At 65.8% G+C, this 17,218-nt stretch carries 15 protein-coding genes; all 15 read right to left on the bottom strand.

Features of this window, described 5'->3' with window-relative positions:
• Positions 1-378 precede the first annotated feature (378 nt).
• Positions 379-2,451: a DNA primase gene (gene dnaG, locus AOZ53_RS06750; protein WP_054434300.1), complete on the bottom strand. Its 2,073-nt coding sequence runs from the start codon at positions 2,449-2,451 to the stop codon at positions 379-381.
• A 19-nt stretch (positions 2,452-2,470) separates the two neighbouring features.
• Positions 2,471-2,683 (bottom strand): 30S ribosomal protein S21, encoded by a 213-nt coding sequence (rpsU, locus tag AOZ53_RS06755; RefSeq protein ID WP_006218592.1) that lies wholly within the window; start codon positions 2,681-2,683, stop codon positions 2,471-2,473.
• 441 nt (positions 2,684-3,124) lie between these two features.
• Positions 3,125-3,667 (bottom strand): phosphoribosyltransferase, encoded by a 543-nt coding sequence (locus AOZ53_RS06760; protein ID WP_054434298.1) that lies wholly within the window; start codon positions 3,665-3,667, stop codon positions 3,125-3,127.
• A gap of 83 nt (positions 3,668-3,750) precedes the next feature.
• Positions 3,751-5,046, bottom strand: coding sequence for an adenylosuccinate synthase (locus tag AOZ53_RS06765; RefSeq protein ID WP_054434296.1), 1,296 nt, complete (start codon positions 5,044-5,046; stop codon positions 3,751-3,753).
• A 76-nt stretch (positions 5,047-5,122) separates the two neighbouring features.
• Positions 5,123-6,280: an ATP phosphoribosyltransferase regulatory subunit gene (locus AOZ53_RS06770; RefSeq protein ID WP_054434294.1), complete on the bottom strand. Its 1,158-nt coding sequence runs from the start codon at positions 6,278-6,280 to the stop codon at positions 5,123-5,125.
• Positions 6,281-6,538: 258 nt separating this feature from the next.
• Positions 6,539-7,441, bottom strand: coding sequence for a protease modulator HflC (hflC, locus tag AOZ53_RS06775; RefSeq protein WP_054434291.1), 903 nt, complete (start codon positions 7,439-7,441; stop codon positions 6,539-6,541).
• Between the two features lie 18 nt (positions 7,442-7,459).
• A complete protein-coding gene (gene hflK / locus AOZ53_RS06780) occupies positions 7,460-8,764 on the bottom strand; it encodes an FtsH protease activity modulator HflK (RefSeq protein ID WP_054434315.1) in 1,305 nt (434 codons plus the stop codon).
• Positions 8,730-9,836 (bottom strand): GTPase HflX, encoded by a 1,107-nt coding sequence (gene hflX, locus AOZ53_RS06785; RefSeq protein ID WP_006387860.1) that lies wholly within the window; start codon positions 9,834-9,836, stop codon positions 8,730-8,732. The genes hflK and hflX overlap by 35 nt, the downstream gene beginning before the upstream one ends.
• 84 nt (positions 9,837-9,920) lie before the next feature.
• The gene (hfq, locus tag AOZ53_RS06790; protein ID WP_006218585.1) at positions 9,921-10,157 is read right to left on the bottom strand and encodes an RNA chaperone Hfq; all 237 of its coding nucleotides are present in this window, start codon (positions 10,155-10,157) and stop codon (positions 9,921-9,923) included.
• Positions 10,158-10,318: 161 nt separating this feature from the next.
• Positions 10,319-11,386, bottom strand: coding sequence for a histidinol-phosphate transaminase (gene hisC, locus AOZ53_RS06795; protein WP_054434289.1), 1,068 nt, complete (start codon positions 11,384-11,386; stop codon positions 10,319-10,321).
• A gap of 3 nt (positions 11,387-11,389) precedes the next feature.
• Positions 11,390-12,745, bottom strand: coding sequence for a ribosome biogenesis GTPase Der (der, locus tag AOZ53_RS06800; protein WP_054434286.1), 1,356 nt, complete (start codon positions 12,743-12,745; stop codon positions 11,390-11,392).
• Between the two features lie 25 nt (positions 12,746-12,770).
• Positions 12,771-13,928 (bottom strand): outer membrane protein assembly factor BamB, encoded by a 1,158-nt coding sequence (gene bamB / locus AOZ53_RS06805; RefSeq protein ID WP_054434285.1) that lies wholly within the window; start codon positions 13,926-13,928, stop codon positions 12,771-12,773.
• Between the two features lie 5 nt (positions 13,929-13,933).
• A complete protein-coding gene (locus AOZ53_RS06810; RefSeq protein WP_006393977.1) occupies positions 13,934-14,572 on the bottom strand; it encodes a YfgM family protein in 639 nt (212 codons plus the stop codon).
• 3 nt (positions 14,573-14,575) lie between these two features.
• Positions 14,576-15,865: a histidine--tRNA ligase gene (gene hisS, locus AOZ53_RS06815; protein WP_156333298.1), complete on the bottom strand. Its 1,290-nt coding sequence runs from the start codon at positions 15,863-15,865 to the stop codon at positions 14,576-14,578.
• A gap of 55 nt (positions 15,866-15,920) precedes the next feature.
• Entirely contained in the window at positions 15,921-17,207 is a 1,287-nt protein-coding gene (gene ispG / locus AOZ53_RS06820) for a flavodoxin-dependent (E)-4-hydroxy-3-methylbut-2-enyl-diphosphate synthase (RefSeq protein WP_054434282.1), read from the bottom strand.
• Positions 17,208-17,218: the final 11 nt, after the last annotated feature.

Consider the following 17,218-nt stretch of genomic DNA (forward strand, 5'->3'; position numbering starts at 1 on the left):
TAACCGTCGCCGGACTGCGTGATTCACCGCTCAGCTATAGTAATTAACTATGTAACAAGTTTGACGCACACGTCCGCTTTTTTTTCGTGCTGGCGCCTGGGGCTTACCCGCCCCGGACCGACCCGCTCAACCGGTATCGGTCCTGTCCGCCAGCCCGGCGCATCTTCAGCCGACCTGCCCATCAAACCCTAAAACAATTAGATTCCGGCGGCGAAAATAGATTCCGCCCGCCGTTCTTTTTCCTGCAGCTTCTGTAATCGGCTTCTGTAATCGTTTTCCCGCGGCACTGAGAGTCCTGCCCCCTCTCTCGTCACCACCTCGTCGCCATACGGCGTTCGTGGCAATGTCGCGGCGGGAAAACCCTTGATTTTACCGCATTTAGCGTATGCCGGCACCTTTGAGCACCAACATCCGGCTGGACAGCTCCAAGTAGCGCTTGCGCGCCTCCTCGGTGGCCAGGCCCGCCGCCGCCAGCTTGGACATTTCCGCCTTCGCCGAATCGAATTCGATGCGGCGCAGCGCGTCATCCCACTCGGTCTGCGGATCGGGCAGATCCTCTTGCGACAGGATGTCGACCCGCAATCCCTTGAGCACCGTGGCGAGGTCCGAGTCCGGCTCGGCTGCCTCCAGCAAGGCGCCCACATGGCGCGCGCCGCTGGCCTGCGCCAGCATGATCAGGTCCCTCACCAATCCTAGATGGGGGCCGTGGTCGATGACTTCAAGCTGCTGGTCGCCCATGGAGTCGACCAGTTCCGGATGGGCCAGCAACAGGCTCAGCAGGCGTTTGGCCAGCGACGGCATGGTGCGGCGTCCTTCGAAGCCGCCAACGTCATCGCGCTTGCCCTTCCAGTTGCCCTTGCCGCCTTTCCAGTCGCCCTTGCCCTTCCAGTCGCTCTTGCCCTTCCAATCGCCCTTGCCTTTCCAGTCCTGCTTGCCGGCGCCGCCATTCCAGCCACCGCCTGATTCGCCGCCCTGCGACGAAAACTGGCCATAGTCGGCATACTCGCCATCGTCGGCGGGAATGTCGTGGAAATCGTGGCCGGCGAAGTCGTAGCCGCCATCGTGCGGGGCGCCGTCGTGCGGCGCCGCCGTACCGGAGGCGGCCACGATGCCCGCCTCACCGGCGTTCGGCTTGGCGGGCGCGCCGAACGGCTTGGCGGGCTGCTGCGCCAGCACCTGCGCCATTTCCTCGGGCGTCAGCTGCACCAGCTTGGCCATCTCGCGTTCGATCTGCACGCGCAGCGCGCATTCCGGAATCGACGCCAGCAGCGGCTTGGCCTCGTGCAGGCAACTGGCGCGGCCCTCGGCCTCTTCCATGTTGTGGCGCGAGGCCAGCTCGTCCAGCAGAAAGCGCGACAGCGCCACCGCCTCGCCCAGGCAGGCGCGGAAGGCCTCCGCGCCCAGTTCGCGCACATACGAATCCGGATCGTGCTCGGTCGGCAGGAACAGGAAGCGGATGGCGATGTCGTCGCGCAGCACCGGCAGGCACGCCTGCAGCGCGCGCCACGCGGCGCGGCGGCCGGCGCCGTCGCCGTCGAAACTGAAGATGACCTTGTCGCTGGTGCGCAGCAGCTTCTTGACGTGATCCGGCGTGGTCGCGGTGCCAAGCGTGGCGACGGCATTGGCGATGCCCTGCTGCGCCAGCCCGACCACGTCCATATAGCCTTCGACCACGATGACCTGGCCTTCCTGGCGGATCGCCTGGCGCGCTTCCCACAGGCCGTACAGCTCCTGGCCCTTGGAGAACAGCGGGGTTTCCGGCGAATTCAGGTACTTGGGCTCGCCCTTGCCGATGATGCGGCCGCCAAAGCCGATCAGGCTGCCGCGCGCATTGCGGATCGGGAACATGACCCGTTCGCGGAAGCGGTCGTAGCGGCGGCCGTCCTCGGACTCGATGACGAGACCTGATTCCACCAGCGTGGGATCTTCGTAATTGGGAAAAACCTGCGACAGCCCGTGCCGGTCCGTGCCGGACCAGCCCAGACCGAAATGCGCGGCAATCTCGCCGGTCAGGCCACGCTGCTTCAGATAGCGGATCGCCGCGGGCGATGCGCGCAACTGCTTCAGGTAATGGGCCTGGGCGGCGTCCAGCACTTGCGTGTGGCGGGACTCCTCGGCCTTGCGGCGCGCGGTTTCCTGCTGCTGGCGGGGGCTGCGGTTTTCTTCGGGGACCGTCATTCCCGCCGAAGCCGCGAGCGTGCGCACGGCTTCGGGGAAACTGGCGCCCGTGTGCTCCATCAGGAAGGTGATGGCACTGCCATGCGCTCCGCAACCGAAGCAGTGATAGAACTGCTTGGTGGGGCTGACAGTGAACGACGGACTTTTTTCGTTATGAAAGGGGCACAGGCCAAGCAAGTTGGCCCCACCCTTTCGCAACTGCACGTACCGCCCGACGACATCGACAACGTCGACCCGGGCGAGTAGTTCCTGGATGAATGATTCTGGAATCAATAGATTCTGGAATCAGAAATCAATACAGGCGCGGGGGCAGTTGCTGGCTACGGATGCGCTTGTAGTGGCGCTTCACGGCGGCGGCGTGCTTGCGCTTGCGCTCGGCCGTGGGCTTCTCATAGAACTCGCGCGAGCGCAGTTCGGTGAGCAAACCGGTCTTTTCGATGGTGCGCTTGAAGCGGCGCAGAGCGGCTTCAAACGGTTCGTTTTCCTTCAGTCGAACGATAGGCATAAAGTGATTGGCCTGCTTGTAGGGTAACAAAAGTTGATGACAAACCTGGCTTGCTTACCAGCAACGCCACGGGGTTCCCGGCGGCAAACCGCCTGTCAGCCCAGGCCGCAGACCATGCATACGCGAATATAGTAATCGGGCATGCCCATCCGGGCCAAGAGATCCGCGCACCTGGACGACCCAGGCCACCGACCTCTCATTTTCCGCTTCCAGGCGCGAGCGCCAAGAGCCTTGCAGCGCTAAATTCGCTGGCTGTTTCCGTTACCCAAAGACTACCCAGAGAGTAACAAGCCAAGTTCGGTTTAGCGATAACCAGCGATTCTAGCATGGTCATGGCTATTTTGACTACCGGGAGAACAGTCCGGCGCAATGCCCCGGCGCTTGCCGCCCCTGTCGCGCGCGGGCGGCAGGGATCGCCGGACTATCCGTCCCCGAAAGGCCTCAGGCCTTCGAGCCCTTGCGGATCCAGGCTTCCAGCTGGTGCGGACGCAGGCTGTCGTAGTCTTCGAAGGGCTGGTGGATCCAGGGGTTGGTCGGCAGCTTGTCGACGTAATAGTCGGGCTGCGCCAGGGAATGCCCTTTCCACCACAGCACGGCGCTGCGCAATTCGGTGATGTCGGCGAACTGGCTCTTGAGGTGGTCGTACACCTTCATGAAGGTCTTGCCGGTATCCACCATGTCGTCCACCAGCAACACCCGCCCGGACAGCGTGCCGCGCGTGATGGTGATGAACTGCGCGATATCCATATCGCCCTGCTTGGTGCCCGCGGCTTCGCGGTAGCTGCTGGTCGCCAGAATGCCCAACGGCACATCAAAAATACGGGACATGACGTCGCCGACGCGCATGCCGCCGCGCGCCAGGCACAAAATCTTGTCGAACTCCCAACCGGACTGGTGCACCTGCAAGGCCAGGCGCTCGATCAAGCGGTTGTAATCGTCCCACGTCACCCACAGATGGCTATCGTCACTGGTTGGCGCGCTCATAGGCAAGGATCTCCTGCGTGAAAATACGAAAAGGCCGCCGCCGGTATGAGACCGGCGGCGGCCTTGCGAATAATAACCCGATGTCAGCCCTTCAGGGGATGACGCAGCACAATGGTTTCGTTGCGGTCGGGACCGGTGGACACCAGGTCGATCGGCACGCCGCAGACTTCGGCCACGCGCTCCAGGTAGCGACGGGCGGCCTCGGGCAGCTTGTCGTACTCGGTGATGCCGACGGTGGATTCGCTCCAGCCCGGCAGCTCTTCCAGCACCGGCTGGGCTTGCGCCACGGCGTGGGCGCCGTAGGGCAGCACGTCGCGGAATTCACCATTGACGCGGTAGCCGACGCCCAGCTGGATGGTTTCCAGGCCGTCGAGCACGTCCAGCTTGGTGATGCACAGGCCGGTGATGCCGTTCAGGCGGACCGAGCGCTTGAGCGCGGCGCCATCGAACCAGCCGCAGCGGCGCGGACGGCCGGTGACCGAGCCGAATTCCTTGCCGATGGTGGCCAGGCGGGTGCCGATCTCGTCGACCAGTTCCGTGGGGAACGGGCCCGAGCCGACGCGCGTCGTGTAGGCCTTGGTGATGCCCAGGACGTAGTCCAGCGACTGGGGACCGACGCCCGCGCCCGCCGAAGCGGCGCCGGCGACGCAGTTGCTGCTGGTGACGAACGGATAGGTGCCGTGATCGACGTCCAGCAGCGCGCCCTGCGCGCCTTCGAACAGCAGGCGCTTGCCTTCCTGCTGCATGGTGTACAGCATGCTGGAGACGTCCGCGACCATCGGGGCGATCGCCGGCGCCAGCGCCATGGCCTGGTCGCGCACTTCGTTGGCCGACACGGCTTCGGCGCCGAGGTACTTGGTCAGCACGAAGTTGTGATAATCCAGCACTTCGGCGAGCTTTTCGTCGAACAGCGCGGGGTTGAACAGGTCCTGCACGCGCAGCGCGCGGCGGGCGACCTTGTCTTCGTAGGCCGGGCCGATGCCGCGACCGGTCGTGCCGATCTTGCCATCGCCCTTGCGCGCTTCACGGGCCTTGTCGACGGCCACGTGGTACGGCAGGATCAGCGGGCAGATCTCGGAGATGCGCAGACGCGAACGCACGTCCAGGCCGGCAGCCTCGAGCTCTTCGATTTCCTTGAGCAGGGCCTCGGGCGACAGCACCACGCCGTTGCCGATGAAGCAGGTGACGCCGGGATGCATGATGCCCGACGGGATCAGGCGAAGAATCGTCTTCTTGCCATTGATCCACAGCGTGTGGCCGGCGTTGTGGCCGCCCTGGAAGCGGACCACGCCCTGGACGGATTCCGCCAGCCAATCGACGATCTTGCCCTTGCCCTCGTCACCCCACTGGGTGCCGATTACGACTACGTTCTTGCTCATGTTACGAATCAATATCGAGTTTCTCGGGAAATCCGGAAATCTCCCCGCGGCCCTCTCGTTGCCGAGAGGGAGTTAGTCACAGCGTTCTGACCGTCCAGGCGCCATCCTGCAGCGCCAGCTCGCGATCGCAAACGAATTCGTCCTGATCCTGCTCGTGACCGGGCAATACCTGAACGACGATTTCCCCTGACCGGCGCAGGCGGCGGACCGCCTCGACCAGGGCGGGGGCTTGCCCCCAGGGCGCGCGAACCGCACGCGCCCGTTCCGCCGGCGGCAAACCCGCCGCCAGCTTGCGTAAATCCAGACTGAAGCCGGTGGCCGGACGCGCGCGCCCGAATGCCAGGCTGACGTCGTCGTAGCGGCCGCCGCGCACCAGCGCGTCGCGCCAGCCCTCGGCGTACAGCGCGAACTTGATGCCGGAGTGGTAGCCGTAGCCGTCCACGTCCGCCAGGTCGACGCCAAAGTCGACGTTCGGCTGACCGTCCAGCAACACCTGCAGCGCATCCAGCGCGGCGACGACGCCGGGCAACAGCGGCAGGTCGTGGCGGGCCCGCTTCAGCACTTCGGGGCCGCCATAAAGCTTGGGCAGCAGCTGCAACGCCTTGAGCGTTTCAGCGCGCATGCCGGGCGTGCGCTCGGCCAGTTCCGTCAGGCCCGGCACGTCTTTCTCGCGCATCAGGCGGATGACGTCCTGCGAGACCGCGGCCGCGGCCGGATCGGCTTCGACGATGCCGCGCAGCACGCCGGGATGGCACAGCACCAGGCGCGGATTGCGCACACCGGCGATGGCCACCGTTTCCAGCACCAGCTGGATGATCTCGAGGTCGGCCTCGAAACCGGCATGGCCGTAGATTTCGGCGCCGATCTGCAGCAGCTCGCGGCTGGACAGCAGATCCGCCGGGCGGGCATGCAGCACGTTGCCGCAGTAGCACAGGCGGGTCACGCCGGCGCGGTTCAACAAGTGCGCGTCGATGCGCGTGACCTGGGGAGTCATGTCGGCGCGAACGCCCAGCGTGCGGCCCGACAGCTGGTCGACCAGCTTGCAGGTGCGCAGATCCAGATCGCTACCGGTGCCGGACAGCAATGAATCGATGTACTCGACCAGGGGCGGCGCGACCAACTCGAAGCCGTAAGTACGGTACAGATCGAGAAGTTCGCGGCGCACTTCCTCGATGCGCCGGGCCTCTGCCGGAAGTACGTCGGCAAGGCTCTCGGGCAGCAACCAGTTACCCATGAATGTTTACCTGAATAACGCCTAGAGATGCGTGGGCGTCGCCCAAACGAAAAAGCGGCTGAGGGGGCGTAAGCCCGCTCAGCCGCTGCGGAATGTTTTCTAGCTTACGGGGTATTGTACATGGTTCAGCCAGCAGCGCCAGCCCGTGGCGCAACACGTCCCCCATTGCCCCGCCGCACGGGCCGCCGGCGCAACCGGCCAGAAAAAAGCCCCCAGGAAAAACCTGGGGGCTTCGCATGCCGTCCGCGGCGCCGCCTTTTACTTGGCGGGCACGGTCACCGGGGCCAGGGCCTGGCCGGCGGGGTCCTTCATGAACTGGAAGAAACTGGAGCTGGGGTCGACCACCAGCACGTCGCCCGGCTTCGAGAACGAAGCGCGGTAGGCTTCCAGGCTCTTGTAGTACGTGTAGAACTGCGGGTTCTTGCCGTAGGCCTGCGAGTAGATCGCGGCGGCCGCGGCATCGCCCTCGCCCATGATCGTCTGGGCCTTGGCGTAGGCCTGGGCCACGATCACTTCGCGCTGGCGATCGGCTTCGGCGCGGATCTTCTCGCCCTCGGCGGCGCCGATCGAGCGCAGCTCGTTGGCGACGCGGGTACGCTCGGCTTCCATGCGGCGGTACACCGATTCCGAGATCTCGGGCGCGAACTCGATGCGGCGCAGGCGCACATCGACGATCTGCACGCCCAACGGCTCGGCGCGCTTGGCGACGTTGGTCAGGATTTCGGCCATGATCTTGTCGCGTTCGGTCGAGACCACGTCGCGCACCGTGCGCACGTTGACCGAGGCGTTGAGCGCGTCGCGGATCTGCGCCTGCAGGCGTTCCTGCGCGGCGCGTTCGTTGCCGCCGAAGGTCACGTAGTACAGGCGGGGATCCGCGATGCGCCACTTGACGTACGAGTCGATCAGCAGGTTCTTCTTTTCGGAAGTCTGGATGCGCTCGGCTTCGTTGGTTTCGATGGTCAGGATGCGCTTGTCCAGCGTCACCACGTTCTGGAACGGCGGCGGCGCCTTGAAGTACAGGCCGGGCTCGTTGATGACCTTGCGCACTTCACCCAGCGAGAACACCAGGGCGTAGTCGCGCTCGCGCACCACGAACACGCAGGAAGAAAGGGCGGCCAGCACGATGAGCAGGCCGACCAGGATAGGCATAAGACGTTGCATGATCAGGAATCCTCCGGGTTAGCGCGACTGACGATCGCGGGGCAGCGCATTGCTATTGCTGCTGCCGGAGGGTTGCGGGGCCGGCGCCGCGCCGCCACGCAGTGGCGCTTGCAGCGGCGGGCTGACCAATGCGGGCGATCCGGGGTTGCCTACCGCGGACTTGCTGGCATCCTGGGCGGCCAGATGCATGATCTTGTCCAAGGGCAGGTACAACATGTTGTTGTTGCTCTTGGTGTCGACCATGACCTTGCTGGCACGCGTGAAGATGTCCTGCATGCTCTCCAGGTACATGCGCTGGCGCATGACCTGCGGCGACTTCTCGTATTCGCCCAGGATGCTGGTGAAGCGCGCGGTATTACCCTGCGCATCGCCCGTCACCTTGGCGCGGTAGCCTTCGGCCTGCTCCAGCATGCGCGAGGCCTGGCCGCTGGCCAGCGGCACAACCTGGTTGGCGTAGGCCTGGCCTTCGTTGATCTGGCGTTCGCGATCCTGGCCGGCCTTGACGGCATCGTCGAACGCGGCCTGGACCTGTTCGGGCGGCTGCACGTTCTGGATGGCGACGGTGCTGACCTGGACGCCGGTCTGGTAGCGATCGAGGATCTGCTGCATCAGCGCCTGGACCTGCGTGGCGACCGTGGTACGGCCCTCGTACAGCACGAAGTCCATGGACTGCTTGCCGACCACTTCGCGCATGGCGGTTTCAGACGCCTGGCGCACGGAGTCGTCCGGATCGCGGGTCATGAACAGGTAATCGGGCGCGCCATCGGCGCGCAGGCGGTATTGCACGACGAACTGCATGTCGACGATGTTCTCGTCCGTCGTGAGCATCAGCGCCTCGGGCAGCACCTTGTTGCGGGCGCCGCCACGGAAACCGACCTCGAACGTGCGCAGTTGCGACACGTTGACCATTTCGTGGCTCTGGATGGGATACGGCAGGCGCCACTGGAAGCCGGCTTGTGAAGTGCTCTTGTATTTGCCGAACTGCGTGACGACCGCGACCTGGCCTTCCTGGACAATATAGAAGCCGCTGGCCGCCCAGATGCCGACCGCGACCAGGGCGATCACTCCCAGTCCGATGCGGGCACCGCGCGGCGACGGCGGCGTCATGCCGCCGCGATTGCCACCGGGGCGGTTGTTGCCGCCCCCGCCCTTGCGGCCGAATAACGATCCGATGCGATTATTGAAATCGCGCCAGACCTCGTCGAGGTCGGGCGGACCGTCTCCGTTGCCTTGGGGCCGCTTGGGCGGCGGCTCGGAGCCATTATTGTTTCCACGACCCCAGCCGGGGTCATTCAGATTGAAGAGTTTGATAATTCGAGGCATTGTTTCCCACAATCTGTCCGGTCTCCGCAATTGCCCCGCGCAACGCGTCCAAACCGGCGCGCTCGGTGGCGCTTACAAATACTCGCGCAATCGTACCATGGGCGTCGCGCTCCGCCCGGGGTTCCAGGCCAGCACGGTCGATCTTGTTGTATACCAGAATGGTGGGAATCGCGGCAGCCCCGATTTCCGCCAGCACCTTGTTGACCTCGAAGATCTGTTCGTCGCGCTGCGGGCTGGCGGCATCGACCACGTGCAGCAGCAGGTCGGCGTGCACGGTTTCCTCGAGCGTGGCGCGGAACGCCGCGATCAGGTCGTGAGGCAGGTCGCGGATGAAGCCCACGGTATCCGACACCACCACATTGCCCGCCCCTTCGATCCAGATGCGGCGGGTGGTCGTATCGAGCGTGGCGAACAACTGGTCCGCCGCGTAGGTATCGGCGCGGGTCAAGGCGTTGAACAGCGTCGACTTGCCGGCGTTGGTGTACCCCACCAGCGACACCGACAGCGCGCCGCCACGGGCCCGCGCGCGGCGCTGCGTGACGCGCTGGCGCTCGACCCGGTCCAGGCGCTCGCGCAGCGTCTTGACCTTGGCGCCGATCATGCGGCGGTCCATTTCGAGTTGCGATTCGCCGGGACCGCGCATGCCGATACCGCCGCGCTGACGCTCCAGGTGGCTCCACATGCGCGTCAGCCGCGTGGCCAGATGCTGCAGCTGCGCCAGCTCGACCTGCAGCTTGCCCTCGTGGCTCTTGGCGCGCAGCGCGAAGATGTCCAGGATCAACGCCACGCGATCCACCACGCGCAGGTTGAAGACCCGTTCCAGGTTGCGCTGCTGGGCCGGCGACAGCGGCTGGTCGAACAGGACGATGTCGGCCAGCAGCGCCTGGGCCATGCCCACGCCTTCGTCGGCCTTGCCGGAACCGATGAAGAACTTGGCGTCGGGACGGTCGCGGCGGGCCGTGAGCGTGCCGACGATTTCCGCGCCGGCGCCCTTGGCCAGCATGGCGAATTCCTCGGCATGGGCCGTGAAGTCGGGATCACCCAGATCCACGCTGATGATCAGTGCGCGCATACATGCACCATTTTGGAGCCAAAGCGAAAATGCCCGCCGACGTCGACCGTCCGGCGGGCAATAAAAGGTACTGCGGGAGCGAGATTACTCAGCAGGGACTTCCACCTGGAAATTCACGGCGCGAGCGGGAACCACGGTGGAAATGGCGTGCTTGTAGACCATTTGCGTGACCGTGTTACGCAGCAGCACCACGTATTGGTCGAAAGATTCGATTTGCCCTTGAAGCTTGATACCGTTCACCAGGTAGATCGACACCGGCACATGATCCTTGCGCAGCGTGTTCAGGAACGGATCTTGCAGAGTTTGCCCTTTATTGCTCATTGGCCAGGCTCCATTTGTTTGTTATTGAGTGATGACGCGCTTTTTACAGGTGGGGCACGCCGAAACATGTACTCTACAGGGTTTTCCCGGCCCGTGCTACTTGTGTCGGATGCAAAAGTTGACACCAGAGTTTTCCGCCGGAAAGGCCCTTCAGCCGGGGGTCAGACGAGCTCGGCGAGCGCTTTCAGAAGCAATTCGCACTGCGCATCCGTGCCCACTGTAATACGCAGAAACTGGTCTATGCGCGGCAGGCGGAAATGGCGCACGATGATGCTGCGTTCGCGCAGGCCGGCGGCCAGCGCGGCGGCATCGCGCGACGGGTGGCGGGCGAACACGAAATTGGCGCTGGACGGCAGCACATCGAAGCCCAGGGCCTCCAGGCCGGCCGTCATCCGACCGCGGGTCTGGATCACCGCCTGGCGGGTCTGCTCGAAATATTCCACGTCCTCGAGCGCCGCGACCGCGCCGGCCGAGGCGAGGCGATCCACCGGGTAGGAATTGAAGCTGTTCTTGACGCGCTCCAGGCCGTCGATCAGCGCCGGGCTGCCGACCGCGAAGCCGACCCGCAGGCCCGCCAGCGAACGCGATTTGGACAGCGTCTGGATGACCAGCAGGTTGTCGTAGCGCGTGGTCAGCGGGATGGCCGACTCAGCGCCGAAATCGACATAGGCCTCGTCCACCACCACCACGCAATCCGGATTGCCCGCCAGCACGCGCTCGATCTCGGCCAGCGTCAGCGCGCGGCCAGTGGGCGCGTTGGGGTTGGGGAAGATGATGGCGCCGGCCTGGCCATGGCGGCCCGGCAGGTAGTCGTCGACGTCGATGCGGAAATCATCGGTCAGCGGCAGGGTCTCGTAATCGATGCCGTACAGGCCGCAATAGACGGGATAGAAGCTGTAGGTGATGTCCGGAAAGCGCAGCGGGCGCTCGTGCTTGAGCAGCGCCAGGAAGGCGTGCGCCAGCACTTCATCCGAGCCGTTGCCGACGAAGACGCTGGCCGGCGCCACGCCGACGGCCGTCGCCACCGCCTGGCGCAGGCGGTCGGACGACGGATCGGGATAGAGCTTGAGCGTGTCATCGCACGCCGCGCGGATCGCCTCGAGCACCCTGGGCGACGGCCCGTAGGGATGCTCGTTGGTGTTCAGCTTGACCAGGTTCTGAAGCTTGGGCTGCTCGCCCGGCACATACGGACTGAGCGTCCCGACCACGGGACTCCAGAAACGGCTCATGGATCAGCTTTCCTGCGCGTAGGGGTTGTGCGAAGACTTGAATTCGATCCGCAGCGGCGTGCCGGCCAGATCGAAGGCGTTGCGGAAACGGGTTTCCAGGTAGCGGCGGTACGAATCGGGCACCGAATCGAGCGCGTTGCCGTGGATGACCACCAGCGGGGGATTCTGCCCGCCCTGGTGCGCATAGCGCATCTTGGGACGGAAAATGCCCTTGCGGGGCGGCGGCTGCTGCTCGACGGCGGCCTGCAGCTCGCGCGTCAGCTTGGGCGTGGAGAGCTTGGCGAACGCGGCGGCGTGAGCGGCATTGACCGACTTGAGCAGCGGCTTGATGCCCTGGCCGCGCAAGGCCGAAATGGTGTGCACGCGGGCGAACGACAGGAAGCGCAGCTTGCGCATGAATTCGCGCTCGATGCGTTCCTTTTCCTCGCCGTCCAGGCCATCCCACTTGTTGACGGCCACGACCACGGCGCGCCCGGTTTCCAGCACGAAGCCGGCGATGTGGGCGTCCTGCTCGGAGATTTCGGTCTGCGCGTCCAGCATCAGCAGCACGACGTTGCTGGCCTCGATGGCCTGCAGCGTCTTGATGACGGAGAACTTCTCGACCGCCTCGAACACCTTGCCGCGCTTGCGCAGGCCGGCGGTGTCGATCAGCGTGTAGCGGCGGCCATCGCGCTCGAAGTCGATCTCGATGGCGTCGCGGGTGGTGCCGGGCATGTCGAACGCGATCACGCGCTCTTCGCCCATCAGCGTGTTGATCAGCGTGGACTTGCCGACGTTGGGACGGCCCACGATGGCCAGCTTGATGCGATGGTCGTGCTCGCCCTCTTCGGCCGGCTCTTCGTCCTCGGCGGGCGGCTCGGCCAGGTCCTGGAGCGCGAGTTCGATCAGGTCGACGATGCCGTCGCCGTGCGCCGCCGAGATGGGATAGGGTTGCCCCAGGCCCAGCTCGTGGAATTCGGCGATGGCGGCGCCCGCCCCCATGCCTTCGGCCTTGTTCACCGCCAGCAGCACGCGCTGCTGCCCCGACTTGCGCAGCAGCGTGGCGATTTCGTGGTCATGGGCGTTGAGCCCGGCGCGCGCGTCCACCAGGAACACGACGACATCGGCCTCGGCGATGGCCTGGCGGGTCTGGCGCGCCATTTCCAGCAGGATGCCATCCTTGGCGACCGGCTCGAAACCGCCCGTGTCGATGGCGATGAAGGGGATATCGCCCACCCTGCCCTCGCCGTAATGGCGATCGCGGGTCAGGCCGGAAAAATCGGCCACCAGCGCGGCGCGCGATCGCGTCAGGCGATTGAATAGGGTCGATTTCCCCACGTTGGGGCGGCCGACCAGGGCAACGACAGGCTTGAAAGACACGGTGTAAGGCTTTGTTCTTGAGGGTTTAGTTGGTGCCGATCAGGACGAGATTGCCATTGCCCGTCTGGACCAGCACACCTTGGGAAGTCGTCTGCGGCGGCGAAACGATGGCACCGCCGCCCACCGACAGGCGCGCCATCAGGCTGCCGTCGCTGCGCGACAGGAAATGCACATAGCCATCCAGGTCGCCGACCGCGAGCGCGCCGCCCAGCAGGGCCGGCACGGTGAGCTGGCGGTTCTTCAGCGCAGCCTGCTTCCAGACGTTGCCGCCGTTGTCCAGCGCGAAGGCGTTGACCACGCTGTTCTGGTCGGCCGAGTAGGCAAAGCGCTGGTCCAGGGTCATGCCGCTGACGCTGGAGAAGTCCTTGGCCCAGATCGGACGGCCGCCGGCCGTGACGTCAAAGCACACGATACGCCCTTGGTAGGCCACCGCGCAAAGCAGGTTACCGGCGATGCGGGGCGCGCCGACCACGTCGGTCAGGCGTTCCAGGTCGCTGGCGCCGCGCGGGGTGGCGACGGTGCCTTCCCATTGCACGTTGCCGCTGTCGGAGGCGATGGCCATCATCTTGCCGCCAGGCAGGCCGGTGATGACGAGACCTTCGGCCAGCACCATCTGCGCGGCGCTGCGCAGGGCCAGCGCCGGGCCGGGGCGCTGCACGCTCCAGAGACGCTCGCCGTTGTTGGCGTCGAAGGCCTGGATGCGGTAGTCGCCGCTGCGGACCACGACGATGCCATAGCCCACCACCGGCGGGATGTTGACGTCGCTGGTGGCGCGCACCTTCCATTTGACCTTGCCGCTGTCATCGAAGGCGACCACGTCGCCATCGGGCGAGGCCACGGCCGTGGTGGTGCCGTCGCTGCCCGCGCCCGCGGTCAGCTTGACGCCGGCCTGCGACTTCCAGATGGGGCGGCCGCTTTGCAGGTCGAACTTGCCGACCGAGCCATCGGGCGTGGCGGCGTAGATGGCGTTTTCCAGCACCGTGGGCGCAAAGCCCAGGCCGGAACCGCTGCCGATCGAGGTCGACCAGACCTGGCGCACCGACATGCCGGCCTTGTACTCGGTCAGGGGAGCGGGGTCGTAACGGCCGTCGTCATGGGAAAACAGGCCGCAACCGCCGAGGGCGAGCACGCCCGTCAGGCAAACCGCGCCACGCCACGTCCGGCCAAAGGCAAATTTACGCATTACAGTCACGCTCCGCTCAGGGCATCCAGTTTCAGTTGCACAACCTGGGTCAGCGGATTCGCCGTGCCCAGGCCATCAATGGCGCTTTGCCATGCCGCACGCGCGTCCTCGCGCTTGCCTTGCGCCGCGAGGATATCGCCACGGCGGTCGGCGAACAAGGCGGCGAACGCGGCCGGGGCGTTGTTCAGCTGCCCCAGCGCGGCATCGTATTGCTTCTGGTCGAGCAAGAGGCCCGCCAGGCGCAGCCGGGCGACGGCCTGCATGGACGGGTTCTTGGTCTGGCCGGCCAGCCATTCAAGCTGCTGGCGGGCGCCGTCGACGTCCTTCTGGGCCTGCAGCGCCTGGGCCGCCACCAGCGCGCCACGGGTGGCGTAGCCGGTCGAGCCGTACTGGTCGCGCAGGGTCGCCGCGGCGGCCTTGATGCGCACCGACGAATCGGCGCCGCCCAGGCGGGCCGCGTCTTCGAGCGCCTCGAAATAACCCATGGCCTGGTTCGCCTTGTGCGACTGGTAGGCCTTCGAGCCCCACCAGCCGCCCCAGGCCACCGCCACGGCGGCCACCAGCGACAGCACCAGCGTGCCGTAGCGGGCCCACCACGCCTTGATTGCGTCGAGTTTTTCCTGTTCTTCCAGATCGTATGCCATGCCCTAACCCTTGAGATTCTTCAATACGTCGGCCAAGCCCGCCAACGGGACTTGCTGCTGCGCGGCATCGCCTTGGGCGTCGGCGCGCAGGAATTTGATGCTGGCGGTCTGCGAAGCCACTTCATCGGCGCCAAGGATAACCGCAACGCGGGCGCCGCTGGCGTCCGCGCGCTTGAATTGGGACTTGAAGCTGGCGGCGCCGGCGTGCACCACCACCGACAGGCCGGCATCGCGCAGGTCTTCGCCGACCCGGGCGGCCAGGCGTTGCGCGTCCTCGCCCTGGTGCACGACGTAGACGTCGCACTCGGCCGGGGCGTCGACCTGCACGCTCTGTTCCCACAGGTCCAGCAGGCGCTCCATGCCGATGGCGAAACCGACGGCCGGCGCGGCCTTGCCGCCCAGCAGTTCGATCAAGCCGTCGTAGCGGCCGCCGCCGCACACCGTGCCCTGGGAACCCAGGCGGTCGGTGACCCATTCGAAGACGGTCAGGTTGTAGTAGTCGAGCCCGCGCACCAGGCGCGGGTTGAGCCGGTATTCGATGCCGGCGTCGGTCAGGCGCTGGCACACGCCGTCGAAGTGGGCGCGCGACTCCTCGCCCAGGAAGTCGAACAGGCGCGGCGCGCTGTCGGCCATTTCCTGCATGGCGGGGTTCTTGGTGTCGAGCACGCGCAGCGGGTTGGTGTACAGGCGGCGCTTGCCGTCCTCGTCGAGGATGTCGACGTGCTTTTCCAGGTGCGCGATCAGGGCGGCGCGGTGCGCGGCGCGCTCGGCCGGCTGGCCCAGCGAGTTCAGTTCGAGACGCACGTCGGTCAGGCCCAGCAGCTTCCACAGGCGGGCCAGCATGACGATCAGCTCGGCATCCACGTCGGGACCGGCGAAGCCCAGGGCCTCGACGTCGATCTGGTGGAACTGGCGGTAACGGCCGCGCTGCGGGCGCTCGTGGCGGAACACCGGACCGATCGAGTAGACGCGCTGCGGGCGGTCGTACAGCAGATTGTGCTCGATCGAGGCGCGCACGATGCCGGCGGTCATCTCGGGCCGCATGGTCAGCGATTCGCCGTTGAGCGCATCGGTGAACGTGTACATCTCTTTTTCGACGATGTCGGTCACTTCGCCGATGCCGCGCGTGAACAGGCGCGTATGCTCAAGCACGGGCGTACGCACATTGCGATAGCCATAGCCGCGCAGCCAGCCGCGCACGATTTCCTCGAATTGCTCCCAGCGGGCGCTGGGCCCTGGCAGCAGGTCATTCATGCCGCGGATGGCGGCGACTTTCTGGAAAGCTTGAGTCATCTTGATCATGCCGCCCCGCGCGCTGGCAAGCGCGCCTCGCGGCCACACCCTTTCTTTAATGAGAGGCGAGCGCGCCATAGCGGCGCGCCACGTAGTCTTCAACGATGGCCTGGAATTCTTCGGCGATATGGTCGCCCTTCAGGGTGACCGTGCGCTCACCGTCGACGAACACCGGCGCGGCCGGCACCTCGCCGGTGCCCGGCAGGCTGATGCCGATATCCGCGTGGCGGCTTTCGCCAGGCCCGTTGACCACACAGCCCATGACCGCGACGTTCATGCTTTCGACGCCGGGGTACTGGGCGCGCCACACCGGCATCTGCCGGCGCAGGTAGGACTGGATGCTATCGGCCAGTTCCTGGAAGAACGTGCTGCTGGTGCGGCCGCAACCGGGGCAGGCCACCACCATGGGCGTGAACGCGCGCAGGCCCATGGTCTGCAGGATTTCCTGCGCCACCACGGCTTCGCGGCCGCGGTCGCCGCCGGGTTCCGGCGTCAGCGAAATGCGGATGGTGTCGCCGATGCCCTGCTGCAGCAGCACGGCCAGCGCGGCGGTCGAGGCGACGATGCCCTTGCTGCCCATGCCGGCCTCGGTCAGGCCCAGATGCAGCGGATAGTCGCAACGCGCCGACAGGTCGCGGTAGACCGTGATCAGGTCCTGCACGTGGCTGACCTTGCACGACAGGATGATGGCGTCGCGGCGCAGGCCGAGTTCCTCGGCGCGCTGGGCGTTGGTGATGGCGGACACCACCAGCGCGTCGCGCATCACCGCCTGCGCTTCCCAGGGCTGGGCGCGGCGGCTGTTCTCGTCCATCTTGCGCGCCATCAGCTCGTGATCCAGGCTGCCCCAGTTCACGCCGATGCGCACCGGCTTGTCGTAGCGACAAGCCACCTCGATCATCTGGGCGAAGTTGTCGTCACGACGCTTGCCGCCGCCCATGTTGCCGGGGTTGATGCGGTACTTGGACAGCGCCTGGGCGCAGTCCGGGAATTGCGTCAGCAGCTTGTGGCCGTTGTAGTGGAAGTCGCCCACCAGCGGCACATCCACGCCCATGCGGTCGAGCTGCTCGCGGATCGCCATGACTTCCTTGGCGGCCTCGGGCGTATTGACGGTGATGCGCACCATCTCGGAACCGGCCAGCGCCAGTTCCTTGACCTGGATCGCCGTGGCGATGGCGTCGGCGGTGTCGGTGTTGGTCATGGACTGGACCACCACCGGCGCGTCGCCGCCGATCATGACCGTGCGGTCGCCCCACTTCACCGCCACCGAACGCGTGACGCGGCGGGAAGCCGCGCCCACTGAGGGCGGCGGCGCATCCTGGCAAGGCAGAGAGGAATCTTGCATCGGCTAAACCG

The sequence above is a fragment of the Achromobacter sp. 2789STDY5608621 genome (assembly GCF_001299375.1).
Taxonomy (GTDB): domain Bacteria; phylum Pseudomonadota; class Gammaproteobacteria; order Burkholderiales; family Burkholderiaceae_B; genus Achromobacter; species Achromobacter insuavis.

Coding starts and splice junctions, on each gene's coding strand:
- hflX (WP_006387860.1), bottom strand. CDS start 9,836: ATGCGCGCACTGATCATCAGCGTGGATCTGGGTGATCCCGACTTCACG.
- ispG (WP_054434282.1), bottom strand. CDS start 17,207: ATGCAAGATTCCTCTCTGCCTTGCCAGGATGCGCCGCCGCCCTCAGTG.
- hflC (WP_054434291.1), bottom strand. CDS start 7,441: ATGCAACGTCTTATGCCTATCCTGGTCGGCCTGCTCATCGTGCTGGCC.
- hisC (WP_054434289.1), bottom strand. CDS start 11,386: ATGAGCCGTTTCTGGAGTCCCGTGGTCGGGACGCTCAGTCCGTATGTG.
- bamB (WP_054434285.1), bottom strand. CDS start 13,928: ATGCGTAAATTTGCCTTTGGCCGGACGTGGCGTGGCGCGGTTTGCCTG.
- AOZ53_RS06760 (WP_054434298.1), bottom strand. CDS start 3,667: ATGAGCGCGCCAACCAGTGACGATAGCCATCTGTGGGTGACGTGGGAC.
- AOZ53_RS06770 (WP_054434294.1), bottom strand. CDS start 6,280: ATGGGTAACTGGTTGCTGCCCGAGAGCCTTGCCGACGTACTTCCGGCA.
- hflK (WP_054434315.1), bottom strand. CDS start 8,764: ATGCCTCGAATTATCAAACTCTTCAATCTGAATGACCCCGGCTGGGGT.
- AOZ53_RS06810 (WP_006393977.1), bottom strand. CDS start 14,572: ATGGCATACGATCTGGAAGAACAGGAAAAACTCGACGCAATCAAGGCG.
- hisS (WP_156333298.1), bottom strand. CDS start 15,865: ATGACTCAAGCTTTCCAGAAAGTCGCCGCCATCCGCGGCATGAATGAC.
- hfq (WP_006218585.1), bottom strand. CDS start 10,157: ATGAGCAATAAAGGGCAAACTCTGCAAGATCCGTTCCTGAACACGCTG.
- AOZ53_RS06765 (WP_054434296.1), bottom strand. CDS start 5,046: ATGAGCAAGAACGTAGTCGTAATCGGCACCCAGTGGGGTGACGAGGGC.
- rpsU (WP_006218592.1), bottom strand. CDS start 2,683: ATGCCTATCGTTCGACTGAAGGAAAACGAACCGTTTGAAGCCGCTCTG.